The sequence below is a fragment of the Streptomyces sp. BV286 genome (genome assembly GCF_019090165.1).
Taxonomy (GTDB): Bacteria; Actinomycetota; Actinomycetes; order Streptomycetales; family Streptomycetaceae; genus Streptomyces.
On sequence record NZ_JAHRIB010000045.1, the window covers coordinates 1 to 22,797 of the forward strand.

At 72.4% G+C, this 22,797-nt stretch carries 16 protein-coding genes; 7 read left to right on the top strand and 9 right to left on the bottom strand.

The features are described from left to right. Positions 1-195 precede the first annotated feature (195 nt). Together KUF83_RS05935 and KUF83_RS05940 are read left to right on the top strand one after the other, a co-directional pair. The gene (locus KUF83_RS05935) at positions 196-1,212 is read left to right on the top strand and encodes an NAD(P)-dependent oxidoreductase (RefSeq protein ID WP_217453487.1); all 1,017 of its coding nucleotides are present in this window, start codon (positions 196-198) and stop codon (positions 1,210-1,212) included. An 11-nt stretch (positions 1,213-1,223) separates the two neighbouring features. After that, positions 1,224-1,871, top strand: coding sequence for an HAD-IA family hydrolase (locus tag KUF83_RS05940; RefSeq protein WP_217453488.1), 648 nt, complete (start codon positions 1,224-1,226; stop codon positions 1,869-1,871). Between the two features lie 32 nt (positions 1,872-1,903). Here the strand turns inward: KUF83_RS05940 and KUF83_RS05945 are convergent, their stop codons facing one another. Continuing rightward, a complete protein-coding gene (locus KUF83_RS05945; RefSeq protein ID WP_217453489.1) occupies positions 1,904-2,731 on the bottom strand; it encodes a phytanoyl-CoA dioxygenase family protein in 828 nt (275 codons plus the stop codon). Positions 2,732-2,794: 63 nt separating this feature from the next. Here KUF83_RS05945 and KUF83_RS05950 point away from each other — a divergent pair, with 63 nt between their 5' ends. Continuing rightward, entirely contained in the window at positions 2,795-3,739 is a 945-nt protein-coding gene (locus KUF83_RS05950; protein ID WP_217453490.1) for a helix-turn-helix domain-containing protein, read from the top strand. Positions 3,740-3,755: 16 nt separating this feature from the next. Here the strand turns inward: KUF83_RS05950 and KUF83_RS05955 are convergent, their stop codons facing one another. Both KUF83_RS05955 and KUF83_RS05960 read right to left on the bottom strand, forming a co-directional pair. After that, positions 3,756-5,609: a glycoside hydrolase family 9 protein gene (locus KUF83_RS05955; protein WP_217453491.1), complete on the bottom strand. Its 1,854-nt coding sequence runs from the start codon at positions 5,607-5,609 to the stop codon at positions 3,756-3,758. Between the two features lie 144 nt (positions 5,610-5,753). After that, the gene (locus tag KUF83_RS05960) at positions 5,754-7,013 is read right to left on the bottom strand and encodes an SLC13 family permease (RefSeq protein ID WP_374105985.1); all 1,260 of its coding nucleotides are present in this window, start codon (positions 7,011-7,013) and stop codon (positions 5,754-5,756) included. Positions 7,014-7,439: 426 nt separating this feature from the next. Between KUF83_RS05960 and KUF83_RS05965 the strand changes: the two genes are divergently transcribed. Beyond that, positions 7,440-9,992 (top strand): ricin-type beta-trefoil lectin domain protein, encoded by a 2,553-nt coding sequence (locus tag KUF83_RS05965; protein WP_217453493.1) that lies wholly within the window; start codon positions 7,440-7,442, stop codon positions 9,990-9,992. A gap of 52 nt (positions 9,993-10,044) precedes the next feature. On the opposite strand, the gene KUF83_RS05970 is transcribed toward KUF83_RS05965, so the two are convergent. From KUF83_RS05970 to sigJ, 3 genes are all read right to left on the bottom strand, one after another. Next, on the bottom strand, positions 10,045-12,453 hold the full coding sequence (locus tag KUF83_RS05970) for a SpoIIE family protein phosphatase (RefSeq protein WP_217453494.1): 2,409 nt from the start codon (positions 12,451-12,453) through the stop codon (positions 10,045-10,047). A 402-nt stretch (positions 12,454-12,855) separates the two neighbouring features. Continuing rightward, positions 12,856-14,598, bottom strand: a complete 1,743-nt coding sequence (locus KUF83_RS05975) for a cytochrome b N-terminal domain-containing protein (protein WP_217453495.1) — start codon at positions 14,596-14,598, stop codon at positions 12,856-12,858. Next, positions 14,595-15,554: an RNA polymerase sigma factor SigJ gene (sigJ, locus tag KUF83_RS05980; RefSeq protein WP_217453496.1), complete on the bottom strand. Its 960-nt coding sequence runs from the start codon at positions 15,552-15,554 to the stop codon at positions 14,595-14,597. Before sigJ ends, KUF83_RS05975 begins: the two co-directional genes overlap by 4 nt. Positions 15,555-15,777: 223 nt before the next feature. On the opposite strand from sigJ, the gene KUF83_RS05985 reads away from it, so the two are divergent. From KUF83_RS05985 to KUF83_RS05995, 3 genes are all read left to right on the top strand, one after another. Then, on the top strand, positions 15,778-16,023 hold the full coding sequence (locus KUF83_RS05985; protein WP_055617648.1) for a hypothetical protein: 246 nt from the start codon (positions 15,778-15,780) through the stop codon (positions 16,021-16,023). 3 nt (positions 16,024-16,026) lie between these two features. Beyond that, complete coding sequence (locus KUF83_RS05990) at positions 16,027-16,404, top strand: toxin Doc (RefSeq protein WP_217453497.1); 378 nt, start codon at positions 16,027-16,029, stop codon at positions 16,402-16,404. Between the two features lie 576 nt (positions 16,405-16,980). After that, positions 16,981-18,840 carry a ricin-type beta-trefoil lectin domain protein gene (locus tag KUF83_RS05995; protein WP_217453498.1) on the top strand — a complete coding sequence of 620 codons (1,860 nt, stop codon included), beginning with the start codon at positions 16,981-16,983 and terminating at the stop codon, positions 18,838-18,840. 334 nt (positions 18,841-19,174) lie between these two features. On the opposite strand, the gene KUF83_RS06000 is transcribed toward KUF83_RS05995, so the two are convergent. The 3 genes from KUF83_RS06000 to KUF83_RS06010 all read right to left on the bottom strand — a co-directional run bounded on the left by KUF83_RS06000 (position 19,175) and on the right by KUF83_RS06010 (position 22,547). Further along, the gene (locus KUF83_RS06000; protein ID WP_217453499.1) at positions 19,175-20,344 is read right to left on the bottom strand and encodes a lactate 2-monooxygenase; all 1,170 of its coding nucleotides are present in this window, start codon (positions 20,342-20,344) and stop codon (positions 19,175-19,177) included. Between the two features lie 309 nt (positions 20,345-20,653). Next, entirely contained in the window at positions 20,654-21,655 is a 1,002-nt protein-coding gene (locus tag KUF83_RS06005) for a hypothetical protein (protein ID WP_217453500.1), read from the bottom strand. Positions 21,656-21,920: 265 nt separating this feature from the next. Next, positions 21,921-22,547: a hypothetical protein gene (locus tag KUF83_RS06010; RefSeq protein WP_217453501.1), complete on the bottom strand. Its 627-nt coding sequence runs from the start codon at positions 22,545-22,547 to the stop codon at positions 21,921-21,923. Positions 22,548-22,797: the final 250 nt, after the last annotated feature.

A 22,797-nucleotide genomic window follows, 5' to 3' on the forward strand; every position in this document is an offset into this window, starting at 1 on the left:
GGCCCGCGGCCGGCCGCGCGCCGCACCGTCCGACCCGCCGCGGGAGGTTCCCGGCGCTCGGGTACGGGTAGCGACCCGCCGTGCTGCCGCACCGGCGGCGCCGGGCTACCGTTCCGTCAGGCCGACGCCCGCCCAACAGGGACGCACCCGCCGCGCATGGACGCGACAAGGACCGTGACGGACGCAAGGAGACCCGTGAGCACCACGCACAAGCCGCTCGTGATCCTGCGCGCCGCCCCTCACCCCAGGGAACGCATCTTCAGCCCCGGCGCGCTGGCCCGCCTCCACGACCGCTTCACCGTCGTCGAACCGGACACCGAGGAAGCCCTCGACCGGGCCCTGCCGGACGCCTTCGCCATCGTCGGCCAGCCCGACCTGCCGGCCGAACGACTGGCCCGTGCGGGCGGGTTGACGGCTCTGCTCAACGTCGAGGGCAACTTCTTCCCGAACGTCGACTACGACACGTGTTTCCGGCGCGGCATCCACGTCCTGGGCTGCGGGCCCGCCTACGCGCAGGCCGTCGCCGAGTACGCCCTCGGGCTCGCGCTCGACCTCGCGCGCGGCATCAGCCGGGAGGACCGCGCCTTCCGCGCCGGACGGGAGCGGTACGTGTCCGACGGGAACGCCGACGCCGTACTGCTGCGCGGTGCGGACGTCGGCCTGATCGGGTTCGGGAACCTCGGCCGCAGCCTCCACCCCCTCCTCGCGCCCTTCCGCCCGACCCTGCGCGTGTACGACCCCTGGCTGCCGCCCGCCGTCCTGCGCGAGCAGGGTCTCGTACCGGCCACGCTCGACGAGACCCTGGCCCGCAGCACGTTCGTCTTCGTTCTCGCCACCGTCACCGACGACAGCCGCCACCTGCTCGGCGAGCGCGAACTCGCTCTGCTGCCCGACGGGGCCAGGCTGGTCCTCGTCAGCCGGGCACCGGTCGTGGACTTCCCCGCGCTGCTCGCCCGGGTCGCCGAGGGCCGCCTTCTCGCGGGCGTCGACGTCTGGCCCGCCGAACCCGTCGCCGCCGACGACCCCGCCCGCACGCTGGAGGGACTGGTGCTCTCCGCCCACCGGGCGGGCGGCATCCCGGACGCCTTCCTGAGCATCGGAGACATGGTCGTCGACGACCTCACCCTGCTGGCCCAGGGTCTGCCGCCCGCCCGTATGCAGGCCGCCGCACGCGAACTCGTCGGCCGCTACCGCAACCGTCCCGTCACCTGAAGGGCCCGGACATGAACATCCCCTGCGAGGGTCTCCTCTTCGACAACGACGGCGTCCTCGTCGACTCCGACCTCGGCGTCGACCAGGCGTGGAGCGAGTGGGCCCGCGCCCACGGGCTGCCCGCCGAGCACGTCACGGCGATGGTGCACGGACGGCGCTCCGCCGACACCGTCGCGCTGCTCGTGACCGACCCCGGGGAACGGCCCGCGGCCCTCGCCGAGATCGACCGCCTGGAGATCGAGGCGGCCGCCACCACGACCGCCCTGCCCGGCGCCCTCGACCTGCTGACGGGCCTGCCGCGGGGCAGTTGGGCCGTCGTGACCTCAGGAGTCACGGGGCTGGCCCGGGCCCGCCTCGCCGCCGCGGGTCTGCCCCTGCCGCCCGTGCTCGTCACCGCGGACGACGTCAGCCACGGCAAACCCGCCCCCGACGGCTACCGCGCGGCGGCCGCCAGGCTCGGCGTGGACCCGGCACGCACCGTCGTCTTCGAGGACAGCGCCGCGGGCGCCACGGCGGGGGCCGCGGCCGGCGCGTACGTCATCGGCGTCGGGCCGCGCGGCCTGGACACCGGCGCGCCCGTCGTCGTACGCGACCTGCGCGGGCTGACCTGGCACGACGGCGTACTGGACCTGGGCACGGCGGAGTTGCTGCGGTCCTGAGCCGGTGCTCCGGGCTCGCAGGGGTCCCGTCCTCAGTGCGGTCCCGTCGGCGCGAACTCCGTGCCGCACGGGCCGGCGCCCTCGCTCTCCAGCAGCGGCACGGGCTCCCCGCCCATCGACAGGGTGGGGTAGTAGCGGCCGATGCGCTCCGCGGAGCGGCCCACGTAGTGGCCGATGAACGAACGGCGGAAGCGGTCGCCGCTGTGGTTGGGTCCGGAGCCGTGCACCAGGCTGCCGTTGAAGAAGAGGACGTCTCCCGGTTCCATGTCGATCGGTACGGCGGACAGGCCGGGCGGCGGCGGCACGTACTCGCGGGCGAACGACACCCCCTCGTCGGCCTCTTCCGGACAGAACACGTCCATGCCGTGGGTGCCCGGCACGACCTCCAGGCCGCCGTTCCCGCGGTCGATCACATCGCAGGCGATCCAGGCGGCCACGCACGTGCCCGGCTCCACCCGCAGATAGAAGTTGTCCTGGTGCAGGGCCTGCCCGCGGGCCCCCGGCGGCTTGAAGTAGAACATGCTCTGCGCGGCCAGCACCTCCTCGCCCAGCAGGAGTTCGAGGACCGCGCGCAGCCGGGGTTCGAGGAGGAAACGCCGGGCCGTGCCGTTGATGCGGTGCGGGTTCATGACCCGGGGGAAGACGTGCAGCGGGTCGGCGGACCCGGCGGCCTCGGTCGCGCGGGGCTCGAAGTGCCCGGGCACCGGCCCGGCGGAGTGCAGCGCGGCGAACTCGGAACACAGCGCGTCGATCTCCGCCGGGGCGAACAGCCCGCGTGCCACGGTGAAGCCGTCCTCCTCGAAGTGCCGCACGAGGTCCCCGGCCGCCGTGCCGACGGTTCCCCTGTCCGTGACTGCCATACGATCGCTCCTTTGCCTCGGTGTCCGTGTGCCTCACGCTAGGCAAAAGCGCTTTCCCGGAGGATGCCTGTGCGTGCTGACGAGTTGTACGAGACTGCCGCGCCGTCCCCTCCGCCGGGCCTGGTGACCGTCGGCCGCTTCGATCAGCGCCCCGGTTACAGCGTCAGCCGGCCGCACGGCGCCGACAGCTGGCTCTTCACCTGGACCACGGGCGGTGAGGGGCGCCTGGCCCAGGGCGCGACGGAGAGCAGGGCGGGTGCGGGCGACCTGGTCGTCCTCGGCCCCGGCGTGCCCCATCACTACGCAGTCGCGCCGGGCGCGCGGCGGTGGGCGTTCTGGTGGGCCCACTGCCAGCCGCGGCCGGCCTGGACGGACTGGCTGAGGCCGTACGTCCGCGGTGACCGGCTGTTTGCCGTCACGCCGGTTCCGGCCGGTGTCAGGGACCGGCTGGAGCAGGCGTTCGCACGGATGCTCGCCGACGCGCGCTGGACCGGCGAAGGACCCCCGCCCGCCGGGGAAACCGGGGACCGCGGGGACTCCGGTGCGGCAGCCGGGGACGGCGAAGTCGCCGTGGCCCACGGCACCGCCGCCCGCGAACTGACCCTCTGCTCCCTGGAGTCGATCGTCCTCCTCGCCACCGCCACGGCACGCGGCGAAACGCAACCGTCCGGCGTCGACCCGCGGATCCGCCGGGCCGAGGCGCGCATCGCCGCCGACCCCGGGGCGCCGCACACGGTGGAGACGCTGGCCGCGGGGGTGTCACTGTCGCCCTCCCGCTTCGCCCACCTCTTCACCCAGCAGCTCGGCCGGTCCCCGATGCGGGCGCTGCTCGCCGCCAGGCTGCTGCACGCAGCGCGGCTGCTGGAGGCGACCGACCTGCCGGTGGAACGCATCGCGGCAGCCGCCGGCTTCGCCAGCCCGTTCCACTTCAGCCGGGTCTTCCGGCAGCGCTACGGAGCCCCGCCCGGTGCGTACCGGGCGGGGCTCCGGCGCCGACAGCCGCCGTGACCGGGGCGCGTGCCGGTCAGCGCTCCGCGGCGAAGGCCGCCAGCCAGGCCAGCGGCGCGTTCCAGTTGATCGTCACCTCGTTCGTCGCGTACGAGCCGATGTCGTCGATGTAGCAGGCCGCGGGTGCGCAGCCGGCCAGCTTCTCCTGTGCCACCGGGTCCTGCAGACCGCTGTTGGGGCCGCCCGCGAGGGAGCCGGCCGGCGGGTTCGGCGTCGAGGCGTCGTACTGGTTCGCCCAGAACCGGTGGTGCTGGTTGCGGGCGTAGGAATCGCCGTAGCCGGTCACGTACGAGAGGTCCAGGGTGTTGCGGCCCAGCAGGTAGTCCATCGCCTCCAGCACCCCCGCCCGGTAGCGCTGCTGACCGGTCAGCGCGTAGGCGGTGGCCATGACGATCGCGTTGTTGGTGACCTGGCTGTTGGAGCCCCACACGTACCCGTTCGCGGGGATGGGCACCGCGTAGCCCTGCCCGGCCATCATGGCGAGGTGGCCGTCGGCCGCGGCCGTCACGGACGCCCGGACGCGCCTGATGTCGGACGCGGGCAGTTTGTTGTGCACGGTCGCCAGGGTCAGCCGGCCGAGCGCCGCCGTGTCGGCCCAGTTGAAGCCGGTCGGGGTGAGCGCGCCGGACGACGTGTGCCAGGGCGAGGAGGTGACCGCGTCCCGGTAGGCGCGCTCGCCGGTCGCCGCGTACAGCTCGGCCGCCGCCCAGTAGAAGTCGTCGGTGACCTGGGTGTCGTTGTAGGGGCCGCCGCCCGTACTGTCCGATTCCGGCGCGTAGACCGCGGGGTTGGCCTGCGCCGCGGCCCACGCCGTGCGGGCCACACCCAGGCACCGCTTCGCGTACGTGGAGTCGTACGGTGCGAAGACGCGCGCGCACTGCGCCGCCGTGGCGGCGAGGTTGAGCGTGGCGGCGGTGGACGGCCGGTGCAGCTCGCGCGGCTGGGCGTCCAGCTCGGGCCGGGTCGGGATACCCGTCCAGGCCGCGTCGTGAATCTTGTGGAAGGCCATTCCGGCGTACGGCTTGCCGTCCGGCACCTGCATCCGCATGAGGAAGTCGAGCTCCCAGCGGGCCTCGTCCAGTACGTCCGGGACGCCGTTGCCGCGCTCGGGTATCCGCAGGGTCGAGTCGCCGAGCGCGGACGCGTTGCCCGCCCGCTTGGCCCGCGCGAACGAGTCGACCAGCGTCCAGGCGGAGATCCCGCCGTTGACCACGTACTTGCCGTGGTCGCCCGCGTCGTACCAGCCGCCCCGGACGTCCTGCGTGTAGTCGCACACCCCCGGCTGGCACGGGACGTTCGTGTCGCCCTGGTTCGGGGCGACGCCGAGGTGCCCGGCGGGCCGCGCGTACGAGGGGCCCACCAGCGAGGCCTCGATCGGCGTGCCGCTGCGCTGGTGGTAGAAGAAGGCCATGGCGTCGGAGCGCATGCCGTCGTAGAGGTCCGCGCGGATGTCGAAGGGGGCGCTGCTCCGCCCGTCGACCACCAGGACGTATCCGCGGCCGCCCTTGCGGTACTCGGAGAAGTCCGCCACGTGGGTCGACTCGCCCGAGGCCGCGTCGGCGCCGCGGACGACGGTCCGGCCGGAGGCAGCCACGGAACCCGACGTGTTGCGCAGCTGCCAGGTGAGTGGCTGGGTGGCCGCGGTGACGACCGTGGCGCGTTTGGGGCCGTTCGGCAGATAGCCGGCCTGGTTGACGCGTACGGGCGTGGTCGCGGCGACGGCGGGATCGGCGGCGGACGGCGCGCCGGTCGCGCCGGGCGCGAGGGCCAGTCCGCCGGAGAGCAGGGCCGCCGTCAGCAGGCCGGCCGTGGCGCGTCTCGCGGTACGTCGTTTCGTGGGGCGTCGGTGCACGTGCCGGAACGTGAGCATGGAGCGCCTCCCGGTGCCTGGAACGGGGTCCATGGATGCCGCCGCGTGCGGGCGGCCGGGCTGTGGGAGCGCTCCCAAACGGGAGCATTGCATGACCATGTCACGGCGTCAATGCTCCGCGCACGACCTCGCGGTAAGGGCCCGTCAGCTCCCGAACACACGCAGCGAGACCCAGAGCGCCGCCACGGCCGGGATCAGTGTGGCGGGCACGGTGATCAGGCCGAGGCGGGTGAACTCACCGAGTTCGACGTCGTGGTCGTGCTGGTGGACGATCCGTCGCCACAGCAGGGTCGCCAGGGAACCGGCGTACGTGAGGTTCGGCCCGATGTTCACCCCGAGCAGTACGGCGAGGATCGGCCCGGGGCCGGCCGCCGCGGCCAGGGGCAGCAGGACCAGGACCGCCGGGAGGTTGTTGATGAGGTTGGCCAGCAGGGCGGCGAGGGCCGCGATGCCGAGCAGGGCCATCAGGCCCGACGAGTCCGGGACCAGGTGACCGAGCGCGTCCGAGAGGCCGTTGTCGACCACGGCACGTACCACGATGCCCAGGGCCAGCACGAAGGCGAGGAAGGGCAGCGAGGTGGCCCGTACGACGGCGAGCGCGGTGGTGCGCCCGCGGACCAGGGCGCGGCCGGCCAGGACGACGGCGCCGGCGAAGGCCGCCCAGGCCGGTTCGATGCCCAGCGCCGACGTCACGACGAAGCCCGCGAGGGTGCAGGCGACCGTGGCCAGCGCGAAGACGGGCATGTCGACGGTGACGCCGTCGGGGCCGGTGTCGGGGTCGGCCGGTACGGCGGCGTCGCCCTTGAGGTCGTCGGCGAAGAAGCGCCGGAAGACCAGGTACTCGGCGGCGATGGCCACGGCCCAGGCCGGGCCCATCAGCAGGGCGAATCTGGTGAAACTCAGACCGCTGGCCGTGAACGCGAGCAGGTTGGTGAGGTTGGAGACGGGCAGCAGCAGCGACGCCGTGTTCGACAGATGCGCGCAGGCGTACACATGGGGCTTGGGGCGGGCGCCGAGGCGGGCCACGGTCGCGAACACCACCGGAGTGAGCAGGACGACCGTGGCGTCCAGGCTCAGTACGGCTGTGATGACCGACGCGAGAAGGAAGTTGGCGGCCAGCAGCCGTTGCGGACGTCCCTTCGACGTACGGGCCAGCCAGGCGCCGCAGGCCTGGAAGAGCCCCTCGTCGTCGCAGAGCTTGGCCAGCACGAGCACCGCGGCGAGAAAGCCGACGACCGGACCGAGCAGTTCCGCCTCGGCGCGCGCGTGGTCGAGGGAGATGGCGCCGGTCGCCATCACCACGCCCGCGGCCGGGACGGCGACGGTGGCTTCCGGCAGTCCGAACGGCCGGATCACGGCACCGGCGAGTACCGCCACGAGCAGAGCGGCGGAAAGGGCGGTCACGAGTGCGGAACTCAGGGCGTGTCCTTCAGAAAGTGATTGTCGGTTTCGCTCAATGGAATCAGAGGGCGGGTCGGGCAGGCGAACGGGGGTGCGAGTGCCGCCCTCCGGGCCTTCCCTCGGTCTCTTCTGCTCGTTCTTGAGTTGCATATTCCAACGGAATAGCGGGGCCCGTCGCAGGGTCCAGTTGCATCAAAACGGTACTTACCTCAAGTAACTTGAAGGCTTTTCCATCCGAATCGCATTGGCGAGAGCCTCTGTTGACAGTTTGTCTCTGTCAAAGGGCGGCCGGGAGAAAGGGGATTGAGAGCGTTCTCTTGTTACTCGAGGGTTCACTGTGTCAAGGTGCACCTTGTCAGCGTGCAGACAATGTTTTCCGTACCCCTTGGTATGGACTATTTCTGCAAGGGGCTCTGGAGGAAAGTGCACGTGAACGACGCGACCCCGTCGAATTCCCCCTCGACCGGCAGCCTGTTCGATACGACCGACGAACGGCTCGCGGCAGACCTGAAGAAGGGGTCGGGCAAGCGGCCCGCCCACTATCCCGCCGGAGAACTGCTGGGACGGCACTGGGTGCCTGTCTTCTCGTACGCCCGGTTGTGCACCAACGGTGTGCAGTACGCGGGAATGCTCACCACCGCCGCATTCACCCGGCTCTTCGGGGAATCGGTCCGCCAGGTCGGGCCCCGGGCGGCGTGGCGGCCGGAACTGCTGGTCGCCGTGCGCCGAATAGCCGGCGAGTGGGACGCGGACAAGCGCCGTGGGCTGCTCCACCCCGAGTTGCAGTCCGCACCCGGCGACAACGGCCGGGCGGCGGCGCTGCTTGTGCCGCCCGAGAACCGGCGTCTGGTGTCGCGCGCGTTCCAGCGGCTGCCGGAGGCCGCCCGGTGTGTGCTGTGGCACGCGGAGGTCGAGGCCGAGGAACTCGCGGTCCCGGCCCGTCTGCTCGGCATCGCGGCCGAGGACGCTCCCCAGGCGCTGGAACGCGCTCGGGAACTGCTGCGACAGAACTGCCTCGAAGCCCATCGTGAACTCGCCCCCGACGACGAGTGCCGCCGCTACAGCCGGCTCCTCGACGTCTCGCTCCGGCGCGGCGGCAACAGCGTCGACCCCGATCTGCGGCAGCACATCGCCGACTGCGGCCACTGCCAGTACTCGGCCGAACAGCTGAGGCAGTCGGAGGGCCGCCTGGCCGTCCTGCTGGCCGAAGGCGTCCTGGGATGGGCGGCTCAGGAATATCTCGACTCCAGGCCCGGGCGCCGTACCGGCGTCGAGGAGACGAAGGCCGGGCGCGTGCTGTTCACGGCGCCGGAGACGGACCCGTACGCGGGCCCGCACCCTGGTTTCGGCCCGTATCCGGGTGCAGGCCCGCACCAGCATTCCGCTCCGTACGGGGCGGGCCCCCACGCGGGTCCTGGTCCGTTCTCGGGCTTCGGCGTCCACCCGGGTGCCGGAGGTGACCCGGCCGGCGAGGTCTCCGTGGACTCCCCGCTCGGCTCCGGCGCCGCCCGCTACCCGGAGGCCGACTCCGTGTGGGGCCCGAGCCCCAGGGCGGAGGCCGGACCCCGTCCGGAAGCCGGCTCGCATCCGGGTTCCGCCGCCTTCGCGGAGGAAGGAGCGGGGACGGGGCCCACGGACGGGGCTCACCGGGCCGTCGGTGACCACGTGGACACGAGCCTCCTCTCCGGCCCGGATGCCGGTCCGGGAGCCGCGCCTCAGCAGCCCGCCGGGTCCCCGGAGGGCGCCGGCAGCGACCCTTACGCCCACTCGCACCGGGGCGCGGATGCCCTGCCGGGTGCGGAGAGCGGCGCGTACCCGGGTGCCCAGCCGTACCCGGGGGCTCCTCCGTATCCGAGCGTGGCCCCGTACGTCGGTGCCCACCCGGATCCAGGTGTCGATCCGACTGCACGTGTCGACCCGGCTCCGGGAGTCGCCCCTCGTACGGGTATCGATTCGTTCACGGGTATCGTCGCGGACCTCCGCCCCGGCGCCGTCTCACAGTCGGCCGCGGGCCATGCCGCGAACTCCGGCCCCCGGCACGCCCTGCGGCTGCCTCCGCACCCCGATGCGAGCCCCGTCGGCGATCCGGAGAGGAAGCGGTTGCTGAAGCGGCGCAACCTCGCCCTGGCCGTGATCGCGGTGAGCGGATGCGTCCTCGTGCCGCTGGTTCTGTGGTCCGGCGGCGGTGACGACGCCACGCCCTCATCCGACTCGGGTTCCGGGACGGCCGCGGAGGAACCGGAGGAGCGGCCGACGAGGATCGGTGTCGGCGACGCGGAGGCCGGCGCGCAGCGCGGACGGCTGCGCAACAAGGACAGCGGTGACTGCGTCGGTGTCGCCGACGGCAAGGCGGCCGTGGGCGCGGAGGTCGTCCTCGCCACCTGCACCTCCTCGGAGCGCCAGCAGTGGTCGTACGAGAGCGACGGGCTGCTGCGGAGCCTGGCCGACGAGGATCTGTGCCTCGATTCCCGGCTTCCCTCCTCCGTCCGCCTGGGGTCGTGCGAGGGCGAGAGGAACCGGGAGAGCGCCCGCTACGACTTCACCCTCGCGGGCAACCTGGTGCCCCTGGGGCAGCCGACCCTCGCCCTGGCCCCCGTCTCGGGCGACGAGGAGACGGGGCTCGTCCTCAAGACCCGTGACGACGGGCCGGAACAGCGCTGGGAGATGGACGCGTCGGTGGACTCGCTCCAGATGGAGTGGATCACCTCGTACACGAACAGGGACCCGGTGCGGCCGACGCCCCACGGTGAACCGGAGCCCAGCCGCACGCCGCGGTCACCCGAGCCCAAGCCCACACCTCCAGCGGCGTCCCCGACCCCGCAGCCCACGCCCTCCGCCTCCGGCGCCCCGTGCTACGGCTACTACTGCTGGCCCGGTGGTTACGGAGGAGGCGGATACGGCGGCGGTTACGGAGGCGGCTATCCGTACGGCGGCGGATACGGCGGCGGAGGCTACGGAGGTGGGGGGTACGGCGGCCGCTGACGCTGCCCGTCGCCACGGGGACAGGTCACTCTGACGGTCCTCGTGGCGCGTATCAGTCCTCGCCGAGCGTCAGCTCCGCCCAGATCGTCTTGCCCTCGGTGGTGTGGCGGCTGCCCCAGCGCTGGGTGAGCTGGGCGACCAGCAGCAGACCGCGACCGCCCTCGTCGAACGTCTTGGCCCGGCGCAGGTGCGGCGCGGTGTGGTTGGAGTCCGACACCTCCACGATCAGGGTGGTGGTGTTGTGGATGAGGCGCAGCCGGATCGGGCGTTCCCCGTACCGGATGGCGTTGGTGACGAGTTCGCTGACCACGAGCTCGGTCGTGAACGCCGCCTCGTCCAGCGCCCAGACGGCCAGCTGCCGCACGGCCTGCTTGCGGATCGGGCCGACGAGAGCGGGGTCGGCCGGGATGTCCCAGGTCGCCACCTGGGAGGTCGGCAGGCCCTTCGTGCGGGCGAGCAGCAGGGCCACGTCGTCCGGGGCGCCGGCGGGCGGCAGCAGCGACTGGAGGACGTCGTGGCACGTCTCGTCGAGGGAGTCCGCGCCCTGGGCCAGCGCCCGGTACAGGAGAGCGCGGCTCTCGTCGACGTCGCGGTCGCGGCTCTCGACCAGGCCGTCGGTGTAGAGAGCGAGGACGGTTCCCTCCGCGAGCCTCAGCTCGGTCGACTCGAAGGGCAGCCCGCCCAGGCCCAGCGGCGGCCCCGGCGGTACGTCGATCTCCTCGGGCGGGCCGCCGGGCGGCAGCATCACCGGTGGCGGATGCCCGGCCCGGGCGAGTGTGCAGCGACGGGTGACCGGGTCGTAGACCGCGTACAGGCAGGTGGCGCCGACCTCGCCCGTGGTGCCCTCGCTGCCCGCCTCGGCGGAGAGCCGGACGACCAGGTCGTCGAGATGGGTCAGCAGTTCGTCCGGAGCCAGGTCGATGTCGGCGAGCGTGCGCACGGCGGTCCGCAGCCGGCCCATGGTGGCCGACGCCTGCACGCCGTGGCCGACGACGTCCCCGACGACCATGGCGACCCGCATTCCCGACAGCGGGATCACGTCGAACCAGTCACCGCCGACCCCGGCCCGTGCCGCGGGCAGATAGCGCGAGGCGGCCTCGACGGCGGCCGTGCGTGGCAGGGACTGCGGCAACAGGCTGCGCTGCAGGGCGATCGCGGTCTCGCGCTCCCGGGAGAAGCGGCGGGCGTTGTCGATGCAGACGGCCGCCCGGGCCGTGACCTCCTCGGCGAGCAGCACGTCGTCGGCGGTGAAGGGGTCGGGCCGCCGGAACCGGGTGAAGACGGCGACGCCCAGGGTCGCGCCACGGGCCTGGACGGGTACGGACATCGTCGAGTGGATGCCGTGCTCCCTGACCCGCTCCCCGCGCACCGGGTCCCAGGCGAGCCACTCCGCCAGTGTGGTCGTGGGATCCGCGGCCACGATGGGCCGGCCGGCCAGCAGCGAGTCGGCCTGCGGCGAGCCGGCGGGATAGACGTCGATCTGCCCCAGCTTGACCACCGCCTCCGGATCGCCGGGGTTCACCGACCGGTGCGCGGCGCGGCGCAGACTCACGGGGGCGAGGACGGGTCCGGTGTACGGCTCACCGCCGTGGTCGGGGGGATCGACGAGGTCGACGCTGACGAAGTCGGCGAGCGCGGGCACACAGACGTCGGCCAGCTCCTGGGCCGTACGGGTGACGTCGAGGGTGGAGCCGATCCGGATGCTCGCCTCGTTCACGATCTGCAGACGCTCGCGGGCGAGGTACTGGTCGGTGAAGTCGTGGGCGGTCAGGCAGACACCGCGCACCCTGCCGTCGGCGTCGGCCAGCGGTGCCATCCGCGCCAGCCAGGCCAGCGCACGGTTGTCGCCACTGGTGCCCAGGGTCTCCACGTCGTCGCGCCGCCCGGTCAGCAGGACCTGCAGCATGGCTGCTTCCAGCTCCTCGTTCTGCGGTCTGCCGCCGATCTCGGGGATGCGCAGACCGCGGACGCGTTCCTCGGGGAGGCCCATCGTCTCGGCCATCACCGCGTTGACCCTGCGCAGCCTCAGTCGCTCGTCGAAGATCGCGGTCGCGCAGGGTGACTGGTCCAGGGACGTGGCGGCGAGGAACTCGTCCTGCGCGACGGGTGTGCCGTTCTCCAGCGGGGTCACGACGAGCCAGTCGCTGCGGTCGCCGAGCTCGGGCCGCCGCCGGTGCGCGAGCAGCCATACGCGGAGCGTGCGGCCGTCCTCGTGGCGCAGCGCCAGCGTGTTGCTCCAGCGGTTGTCGGCCGGTGGCCGCGGCAGGGCCACGGTGTCCGGTGCCAGCAGGTTCGCGGCGGGACGGCCCACGACATCGTCCGGCGCATGGCCGAGCAGACGCCGGGCGCCTTCGTTCCACTCGACGAGGATGCCGTCACCGTCGATGACGGCCCTTGCCGTGGAGGTCTCGTCGAACGGGTAGCCCGGGCCGTCGCCCGATGTATCGCTGTGGCTCCTCACATCGCCGCCGCTCCATCGCGCACACTCACGGTGAACAGGTGCGTCACTTGGGTTCCAGCGTAGTGCGTCGGGGTCCTCCGCACACGGCGCACCGGTTCCCGCCCGCGCACCCGGCCGCGTTCACGGTCGGCCCGTCGCCAACGGGTTCGGGGTGGCCCGACGGGAGCCGTTCACGCCGGGCCGGCCGGGCGGGTGGCCCGGCGCGAGGGGCAGGGCCGCGGGCGCCGACCTGCCGCCACCGTGGGCGAGTCGCACGGACTGCGCCTCGCCGCGAGGCACAAGTCCCGTGTCAGCAAAGGCCGTTCAGCGCGCGTCGTGACCGCGGGAGGCGACCGTGCGGTGACGGTGCCCACCGCCTCACGGGCAGCCGTCGCCCCGGTGAGACCCGGGGCGTTCCGCGCATCAGCTGTCCGGGGTCCCCGCCCCACCGTCCCGACGCTCGACCGCCGAGGGCGCACCGATCAGCCGTTCACCCGTGGGACGTTCACCCGCGGGACGTTCGCCCGGCCGCGGCTCGCCCGGCTGGGGCTCACCGGGCCGGTGGGCCTCCCGGTACTCCTCGGCCGTCGGCTTCGGGATCTGCGCGTCGTCGCCGTACAGCGCGCGGGAGAGCCGGGCCCGCAGACGAGGCACGCGCCCGTCCGGACGCGGCACGCCGTTCGCGTCCTCGGCGGGGCCTGCTTCGAGCGGCCGCGGCTGTTCGTGCTGGGTGAGGGTGTGCAGTTCGGCGGGGGAGAGGGGCCGGTGCAGTTCGACGTACTCGCCGTGCGGGAGCCGTTTGATCACCCCGGTCTCGCGGCCGTGCAACACCAGCTCGCGGTCCCGGCGTTGGAGGGCCAGGCAGATGCGCCGGGTGGCGGCGAAGACGGCCACGGGGACGACGAGGACCGCGATCCGGACCGCCCAGGTGACCGTGTTGATCGACAGGTGGAACCGGGTGGCCACGATGTCGTTGCCCCCGCCCGCGAGCAGGACGAGGTAGAGGCTGATCCACGCGGCGCCGATGGCCGTACGGACCGGCCGGTTGCGCGGACGGTCCAGGAGGTGGTGCTCGCGCCTGTCGCCGGTGATCCAGGACTCCACGAACGGATAGACACCGATGAGGACGAGGAGGAGGGGGAAGACGACGATCGGAATCAGCACACCGAGGACCAGCGTGTGCCCGGCCACGGTGATCTCCCATCCCGGCATGATGCGCACCAGTCCCTCCGCGAAGCCCAGGTACCAGTCGGGCTGGGCTCCCGTGGACACCTGGTCGGCGCGGTAGGGGCCGTACGACCAGACCGGATTGATCGTGGCGATCGCCGAGATGAGCGTGATCACCCCGAACACCAGGAAGAAGAAGCCGCCCGCCTTCGCCAGATAGACCGGCATGAACGGCGCACCCACGACGTTCCGTTCGGTCCTGCCGGGGCCGGGGAACTGCGTGTGCTTGTGGTAAACGACGAGGATCAGGTGGGCGACCACCAGAGCCGCCATGATCCCCGGGATCACCAGGATGTGCAGTGAATAGAAGCGCGCGATGATGTCGTGCCCGGGGAACTCGCCGCCGAACACGAAGAACGACAGATACGTCCCGACGATCGGCACCGACAGGATGGCGCCGTCCACGAACCGCATGCCGGTACCCGACAGCAGGTCGTCCGGCAGCGAGTAACCGAAGAGCCCCTCGAACAGGCCGAGCAGCAACAGGGTCCAGCCGAAGAGCCAGTTGACCTCGCGGGGCCTGCGGAACGAGCCGGTGAAGAAGTGCCGCATCATGTGCATGAGCATTCCGGCGATGAAGATCAGCGCGGCCCAGTGGTGGATCTGCCGGATCAGCAGACCGCCCCGTACGTCGAAGCTGATGTCCAGCGTCGACGCGTACGCCTCGGACATCCGGATGCCGTTCAGCGGGACGTAACTGCCTTGGTACGTCACCTCGTTCATCGACGGGTGGAAGAACAGCGTCAGGTAGACGCCGGTCAGGATCAGGATGACGAAGCTGTAGAGGCAGATCTCCCCGAGCAGGAACGACCAGTGGTCGGGGAAGACTTTGCGCAGGTACTTCCTGCCGAGGGTGTGGGTGCCCAGGCGGCCGTCGAACCAGTCGGCGACACGTCGGCCGGCAGGCGCCCCGGCCTCCTGGCGTCCGGCGGCGCTCACGCGTCCCCCTCCCGCTCGCCCAGGTGCACGTGCGTCAGCTTGTCGGGGTTGGAGACGATGTAGACGCCGGACACCCGGTCGCCCTCCGGGGTGAGGTCCATGACCATGACCGCGTAGGGGGACCGGCCCTCGAACAGCACCGCCGAGTCGTCGCCGTTGACGCGCCGGTAACGGATGTCCAGGTGCTGGACGCCGTGCCGCGAGGCATGGGCGGTGAGGAGGCGGATGGCCTTGTCCCGTCCGTGCACCGGCCGCAGCCCCGCCGTGCGCCGCTTGCCGCCGCCGTCCGCCCACACCGTCACGTCCGGCGCGAGGATCTCCATCAGCGCCCCGATGTCCCCGCCGAGCGCGGCCTCGACGAAACGCTCGGTCGCCTCTCTCCGCACCCGCGGATGCGCCTCGTACAGCGGACGCCGGGCGTGGACGTGACGGCGGGCGCGGTGCGCGAGCTGGCGGACCGCCGCGGGGCTGCGGTCGATGAACCGCGCGATGTCGGTGTGCGGGTACCCGAACACCTCGTGGAGGACGAACACCGCCCGCTCCAGCGGGGTCAGCGACTCCAGGACGACGAGCATCGCCAGGGAGACGGACTCGGCACGCAGGGCGCGGTCCGCGGCGTCGGCCGGCTCCTCCCCGCCGGACCCGGCCACCAGTGGCTCGGGCAGCCACGGGCCGACGTACGTCTCGCGGCGACGGCTGATCACGGCCCGCCGCGTCAGCGCGTGGTTCACCGCGACACGCACCAGATACGCGCGTGGGTTCTCGATCCGCCGGTGCGGTGAGCGGTCGCGGCTGCCCGACCAGGACAGCCAGGTGTCCTGGAGCACGTCCTCGGTGTCGGCGACGCCGCCGAGCATGTTGTAGACGATCGCGAACAGCAGCTCGCGGTGATCCATGAACTGCCGGGTCGCCGTGGTCAGTACCTCGGTGGTCTCCGGTGCCGGACTTTCGGACATGCCTGTGCCTCCCGTAGCGGCGCTCACTACTGCGAGGGCTCCGGAGGCGCGGGATGTGACAGTCCACGGTGAAATGTGACGCAGATCTCAGCGCTCGCACGGCCGGCCGGGCCCCGGCCACGCGAGCGCTCGATCGAACGGAGGTACCCCTGCGGTACCGGTACATGGTGGCTCTGACCTGCTGGTATTTACGGGTGAGTACCTCTCGCGGTACCGTGGGGGTATGCCAGCTCTCAACGTGGAGTTCAGCGAGCGCGAGCTCGAGGATCTGCGGCAGATCGCCAAGGAGCGCGGTACGTCGATGAAAGCCCTGGTGCGTGAAGCGGCCGCCGCCGACATCGTCCGGCACCGGGCGCTGCAGGAGGGCGCGGACGTCTTCCGCCGCTTCTTCGCCGCGCACGCGGACGAGTTCGCGGCGGCCTTCCCCGACGACGAACCACCCACCAAGGGCGAGGGGCGGGCCGCCTGACCCATGGCCCCCGTCATCCACATCGACGTGCCCTGGCTGCTCCAGCGTCATGAAGAGGTGCTGCCCGACCAGCCGACCGTCAACGACTTCTCGGTGCTCGTGGCCGCGGTGGCCCGGCACCGGGTGGACCCGCCGCGGCTCGGAGTGGACTCGGACCCGGCCTGGCGTGCCGCCGCGCTCCTGCACACCCTCGCCCTGCTGAAGCCCCTGCCCTCCGCCAACGCCCGTTTCGCCTGTGCGACAGCGGTCTCGTACATGTTCGTGAGCGGTGTCGGGATCGATCCTCCGTACGGGGCCCTCGTCGACCTGGCGCGCGATCTGATGTCCGGCAAGGCGGACGTGTTCGGGGCCGCCGACCGACTGCGTTCCTGGCAGATCTGAGCCGCCGCCCCACCGCCCCGCCGCGAAGGCAGGGGGTGGGTCCGTTCTCGGGGCCGCCGACCGAGGGCGGGAGGATCGGGGTCGGCGGCCCGTTTCGCGCGGGAGAGCCGCCGTCCAGCGCGGGGCCTCCGAGAAGGGCCGGTACCAGTGGACTACCGGCACCCCCGCGCCGGGGAGCGTGCGAGGGGCGTCGGCGCGTGCACGCGGTTCACACGGGGCGCTTGGCAACGAATGCCATTTCGAAAACCGACCTCCGCGGACGGAGTTGACCGAGGTCGGCGTCGTCTTTCCCCCTATGCACAGATGTTGCTGAAGTAGCTCAAGTGCCTTGTTGGGTGTGAGAGTTTTGTGCGAGGGTGAACTTCCTCGTACATGGCCAATGGCCAGGTCTGATTCGCTGCTCAGGATTCACCGTGCCGTCGGGCTCAAAAGGCTCACGGCCGACGGACGTCGAGTCGGTCGACGTCCCGGCCGCTTTCCGAACCACCAAGCCAAAAGGTACGCACCAACCCGGAGCTCCTTTTCGGCGGTCAGAACTCCTGTGTGCCACCTTGTGCCTTGGAAGGAAACCGCTCAGTGCACACCCCCCACCCGCCCCGTCCGTCATATCCGCCCGACTCCGGTACCGCTCCCGGAGTAAGCGACGAGAGTCTGGCGGCGCTCCTCAGAGCCCAGCCGGAGGGCGACCCCACCCACACCGTCGCACTGCTGCTCGCCCGGCACTGGCAGCCGACACACGACTACGCGGTCATCTGCCTCGCTTCCTCGGCGAACGTCGCCTCGATGGTGACCGCTGCGGCCTTCCAGCAGGTCCTGGAACGCCTCAGGCGCGCCGGGTCCGGCGTCGCCCTGCGCCCTCAACTCCTCGTGGCCGTACGGGACATCATCAAGGCGTGGTCCGCGGAGGACCGTATATCCGCGGTGCTGCCCGATCTCCGGAAACCGGCCGGGGGTCGCGGTATGCGCGCGACGAAGTCCATGACCCCGGCGAATCGCAAGCTCGCGGAGCGTTCTTTCCAGGCTCTCCCGGGACTTGCCCAGTGCGTGCTCTGGCACACCGAGGTCGAGGCCGAGCACATATCCGTACCGGCCGGTCTGCTGGGTATGGATGCCGACATGGCGACGGCCGCGCTGGAGCAGGCCCGCGAGAAATTCCGTGAAGGCTGCGTACGCGCCCACCGCGAACTCGCGCCGAACAAGGATTGCCGCTACTACAACCGTCTCCTGGATGTCCCGATTCGCCGCGGGGGAGCGTTGCTCCCCGATGTGCAGCAACATCTGCTGGAGTGCCGTTTCTGCCGATACGCGGCCGAACAACTGAGCCATTTCGAAGGCGGGCTGGGCGGACTGCTCGCCGAGGGTGTGCTCGGCTGGGGCGCCCGCCGCTATCTCGAGTCACGGCCCAGCCGCGGCAGCTCGGCGGCCAGGGCCGGCCGCTACACCGGCGGACGCCCGGGCGGCGGGGGCCGCCGCCGTCTGCTGTCCCAGTTCTCCACCGGGCAGGGGCGGCACTCCTCCCCGGCCCCGCGGCACTCGAAGGCACTCCTGACCGGAGCCGGCGTGGTCTCCGCCGCCCTGCTCGCCACGGTCCTGGTGACCAGCCTGTGGTCGCAGGACGAGGGCGGCGCCGACGACCCCTCCGCCTCCACCGGGGCGTCCAGCAGCCTCGCCCCCAGCCCCGGCGGGCAGGAACCGCCCGCCACCTCGTCGGCCCCGCCCAACTCGGCGGGCCTTCCCACGGGCCCCATCCGCACCCGGCTGCGCAACCTCGCCGCCGACCTCTGCCTCGACATCAAGGGCGGCCGGGCGAAGGCCGGCGCCGGCACCGAACTGGAGACGTGTTCGTCGGCCGAGACCCAGAAGTGGTCGTACGAGGAGGACGGGCTCCTGCGCAGCGGAGCCGACCCCGACCTGTGCCTCGACTCCCATGCGGACGCCGGAGTGGTCGTTCTGGGCCGCTGCGCCGGTGTGAGCGCCAAACGGGGCGACGACGTGCGGTACGACCTCACCGTGCAGGGTGAGTTGCTGCCCCGCCGGGAGGAAGGGCTCGCTGTCGCCCCCGCCTCCGGCGGCGCGGACGCGGAGGTGGTGGTGAAGATCCGCGACCGGAGCGACGACCAGCGCTGGCTGACCGACGCCGCCAAGGCCACTCCCGAGTCGCTGTCGATCGCGGGAACGGATGGGCCGTCCGCCCGGCCCACGGCCGACCCGTCGGCCGCCGACACACAGGTCGGCTCGGATCCCGCGTGCACCGCACCGGCCTGCGAGGCGCACCCGCGGTCCTCGGAGCCGGACGAGCCGGCGGAGCCGACCGCGTCCCCGGCGAGTCCCTACGCGCAGCGCCGCGTCACCACCGTCGGCGACTCGGGCCCGCTTCCCGCCGCGCCGCTGCCTGTGCTGCAGGTGGTGCGGTCGGTCACCGGAATCGGTCTGTGACCGCGGGCCCCACGACACGACGTCCAGGGGGGTCCCGTACGCCAGGAAGCCGGTGACGTCACGGACGGCCGCCGGCGCGGTCCGCTGCGCCGGGGCCGTCGCACGGGACCGGTTCCCGCCGCGAGGCGGCCGCGGCGTGTCCGGCGGAGGCGCGCGCCCGGGGACGAGGGGGTGGGCCTCGCGCAGCGCGGTGGTGTCCTCGTCGGCCGTCCCGGCGACGGTCACGCGGACGCCGTCGGGGAACAGCGGGGCGAGACCCGCTCCGGCCCTGCGGCCGCCCCGTGGGGTGGGGCGAGGGCCGGTACGTTCCGCGGCGCGGTGCCTGCCCGGGCGTTCACGCGATCCCCTCCTCCAGGTCGTCGGCTCCGGGGCCCGCCGGGCCGGCGTGCCCCGACAGGGCGAGGGTGAGGTCGAGTTCGGCGAGCAGACAGCGGATGACGTGCTCGACGCCGGCCTGGCCGTCGAGGCCGAGCCCGTAGACGTACGGACGTCCGACGAGCACCGCCTCGGCGCCCAGCGCCAAGGCCTTGAAGATGTCGTCGCCCGTGCGGATCCCGCTGTCGAAGAGGACGGACAGCCGGTCCCCGGCCGCTTCGACCACCTTGGGCAGCGCGTCGGCGGCCGCGACGGAGCCGGCCACCTGGCGGCCGCCGTGATTGGAGACGACCACGCCGTCCATCCCGGCGTTGACGGCCCGCCGGGCGTCGTCCGGGTGCAGGATGCCCTTCAGGACGATCGGGCCGTCCCAGTTCTCCCGCAGGAACTCCAGGTCGGGCCACGTCTTCGCGGGGTCGGCGAACATCTGGACGAAGTGCATGACCGCCGCGTCGCGGTCCTCGTGCACCGGCTTGGCCAGGCCCGCCAGGAACGCCGGGTCGGAGAAGTAGTTGGCGGTTCCCACCCCGTGCAGGAACGGCAGGTACGCCTGGTCCAGGTCGCGCGGCCGCCACGCCAGCAACGGCGTGTCCAGCGTGACGAACAGCGCGGAGAATCCGGCCGCCTTCGCCCGGTCCAGGAAACTCTTCGTGACCTCGCGGTCCTTGGCCCAGTACAGCTGGAACCAGCGCTCGCCGTCGCCCATTGCCTCCGCGACCTGTTCCATCGGCGTACTGGACGCCGAGGACAGGATGTACGGCACGCCCTGCGCGGCGGCGGCCCGCGCCGCCGCCGACTCGGCTTCCGGGTGCATGATCGACAGGACGCCGACCGGCGCGAGGGCGAGGGGCGCGGGCAGCGGGCGGCCCAGCACCTCGACGGACAGATCGCGTTCGTGGACGTCGCGCAGCATGCGGGGCACGATCCGGCGGCGGTCGAGCGCGGCCCGGTTCCCCCGCGCCGTGCTGCCGTTGCCCGCGCTGCCCGCCACATAGCCCACCGGGCCCGGGCCCAGCCGCTGTTCGGTCAGCTCCTCCAGCCGTGTCAGATCGGTGGGCAGCCGGGGCACCGCGCCCGTCATCCCGTTCAGATAGATCTCGTACTGGAAGTCCGCCCAGTGCTTCGTCATCCGTACGTTCCGCCTCTCGCCTGGATCTCGCCGTCGAGACCGTGCCGTCGCTGCGGGAGACCGCGCGCTGTGGTGGCCTGTTCCCGCGACGATCCTGACGAGTGGGACATGATCCGTCCACCATGGGAGCGCACCCGGCATGCGTCCGGTGCGGCGGGTGCCGTGCGGGATGCTCGCAACACCGCCGCGCCCCGGCGCACATGAACGAGCGCAACGCGTCTCGCGCACCTTCCGGGCCGGCTTCTGCCCCTGAGCCCGCCGAGCAGAACCCGGGCTCGCGGCGCCGGCCGCGGCATCGGACTCGTGTGTCTAGCCGCGGAACGACACGCGTACGGCGACCGGTCGGCCCGTCGCGTCGAGGTCCGCCGACACCGGGTACCGGCCGTCGCCCTGGCCGGTCATCGCGCACAGCACGCGCGCGCCGCCGACCTCGACGGTTCCGGCCTCCAGTGCGGATGCGCGGACCTGGCGCATGACCTGCCAGTGGTGGGAGTGCGGGCGGAAGTCCACCATCAGCCGACGCCGCGGATCGGCGTCCTTCCAGTCGAAGAGGGCGCCGGCCAGGCGCATCGCGTCCGTCATCGGCAGACCCGTCCAGCCCTTCACTCCGTCCTCGCCGGGTTCGCCCAGCCCGGGAGCCCCGAACTCCGCGGCGGCCTGCTCCTCGGCGGCGCCCCAGAACGCGACGTCGGCCAGCCCGTCGACCGGATCGTGGTGCCGCCAGGCGTTCAGCGCGTCGGCGTCTCCGAAGAACAGGCGGGCCCAGTCGACGCGCAGTTCCCCGAGGTCCACGGACTCGGCGGCGGGGCCGGGAGCGAGGGGAAGCACGATGCCGGCGCCTGTCGCCAGCACCGGCAGCGGCCGGTCGCGGGGCACCCCTCCGAGGGCCACCACCGGCACGCCGTGCATCAGGAAGCAGCCTCCGCCCCCAGCCACGCACCTCCGCACGCGCTCCCGGTGCGGCACCCGCTCGGCCGAGGCCTCCAGGGCGGCGTCGAGGCCGTGTTCCCTGCAGTGCGCGTCGAAGAGTTCGGTCAGCCGTGTGACCCCCGAAGCCGGAATGTCGTGGAGCGTCCGCCCGGGCTGCCGGTCGAAGGAGTGGGCCGCGGAGTCGGCGTCACGACCGGTGATGAGGAAGTCGGTCGCGGCGCTCACATCGGCGGCGACCGCCGGCTCCTGGACGCCGAAGGCTCCCGGATCGACCAGCGCCGGTGAACGCTCCCCGCTCCACATACCCAGGTGACCGCCGTCGACGATCACCAACTCACCGGACGGACAGGTGATCTCGCCCAGCCCGTAGATCTCTTCCATGGCCGGGCAGTCTACGAACGCCGTGTTCCCCGGCGGCCCCGGCGACCGGAGCTGTCCGGATTTCGCTCCCGGGGCGGAGACTGCCGTCGAGGGACGCGGCCACCGACACGGCGGCCCTGCTCCCATCGACCGAGGTCTCCGCCCTCCGTTCCCAACCCTCCGCCATTTCCCAGCCTTCGCCCTCCGCGGCCCTGGGACCGGCGGCCGGATGCCGACTCCGCCGGTCGGATCACCGGGCGGCACGCGAACACTCCCTCGTGCGCGGTCAGTTGCCGCCGTGCTCGGTGCCAGGCTCGTCCCGCGGCTCGTCCGCCGACCGGTCGGGCCTGTCGCCGGGAGGGGCGGCCGGGGGAGCCTCGGCAGGGCGGTCCGGTCCGTCGGGTCCCTGGGCGCGGACCCGCTGTACGTGCTCCAGGGAGTCCCGCAACTCCGTGAGCCAGTCGTCCGCGTGGCGTTCGACGAGGCGTACGCACCAGGCGAGGGCGTCGCTGCGGCTGCGGGCGACACCTGCGGCGATCAGGGTGTCGAGCACCTGCCGCTGAGGCTGGCGCAGCCGGGTCATGACCGGGGCGGCGACATGCGTGAACAGGGCGCGTTCGGCGCCGCACTCGACGCCCCAGGAGACCTTCTTGCCGAAGCGGTGCTCGGCCTCCCGTGCGACGGCTACGCGGGTGTCGCGGGTGCGTTCACGGAACTCCTGGACGCGGGAGCCGACCGCCGCCTCCCGCTCGGCGTCCGAGGCGCCCTCGGTGAGCCGGGGTTCCGGGATGCGGCCGACGACGGTGATCTCCTCGCGGTCGACCGTGACCTCGCCCAGACTCTCGAAGAGGTCGTCGGGCAGGCGGCCGGCGAACCAGCCGCGCATCTTCTCGTGCTGTTCGGCTGTAATCATGTAATCACGATTACTCTTCGGCAGTCGGGGCGCAAGGGGTCCGTGCTCTGCTTGAAGCGGAATGTTTCAGGCCTATTGCTGAGCAGCGCATATCCGGCCAGCGCGTCACCTCGGCGGCCCGGCGCCCGCTCAGTTGCAGGGGCAGCCTGTTCGAATTCCGTAACTTCGCGCCACTGATTCAATACGCAAGGTTACTGAAACGCGTGGGGTCGACGTGTGTTTCCGTCGCGAACTCGGCAGACTCGCGCTC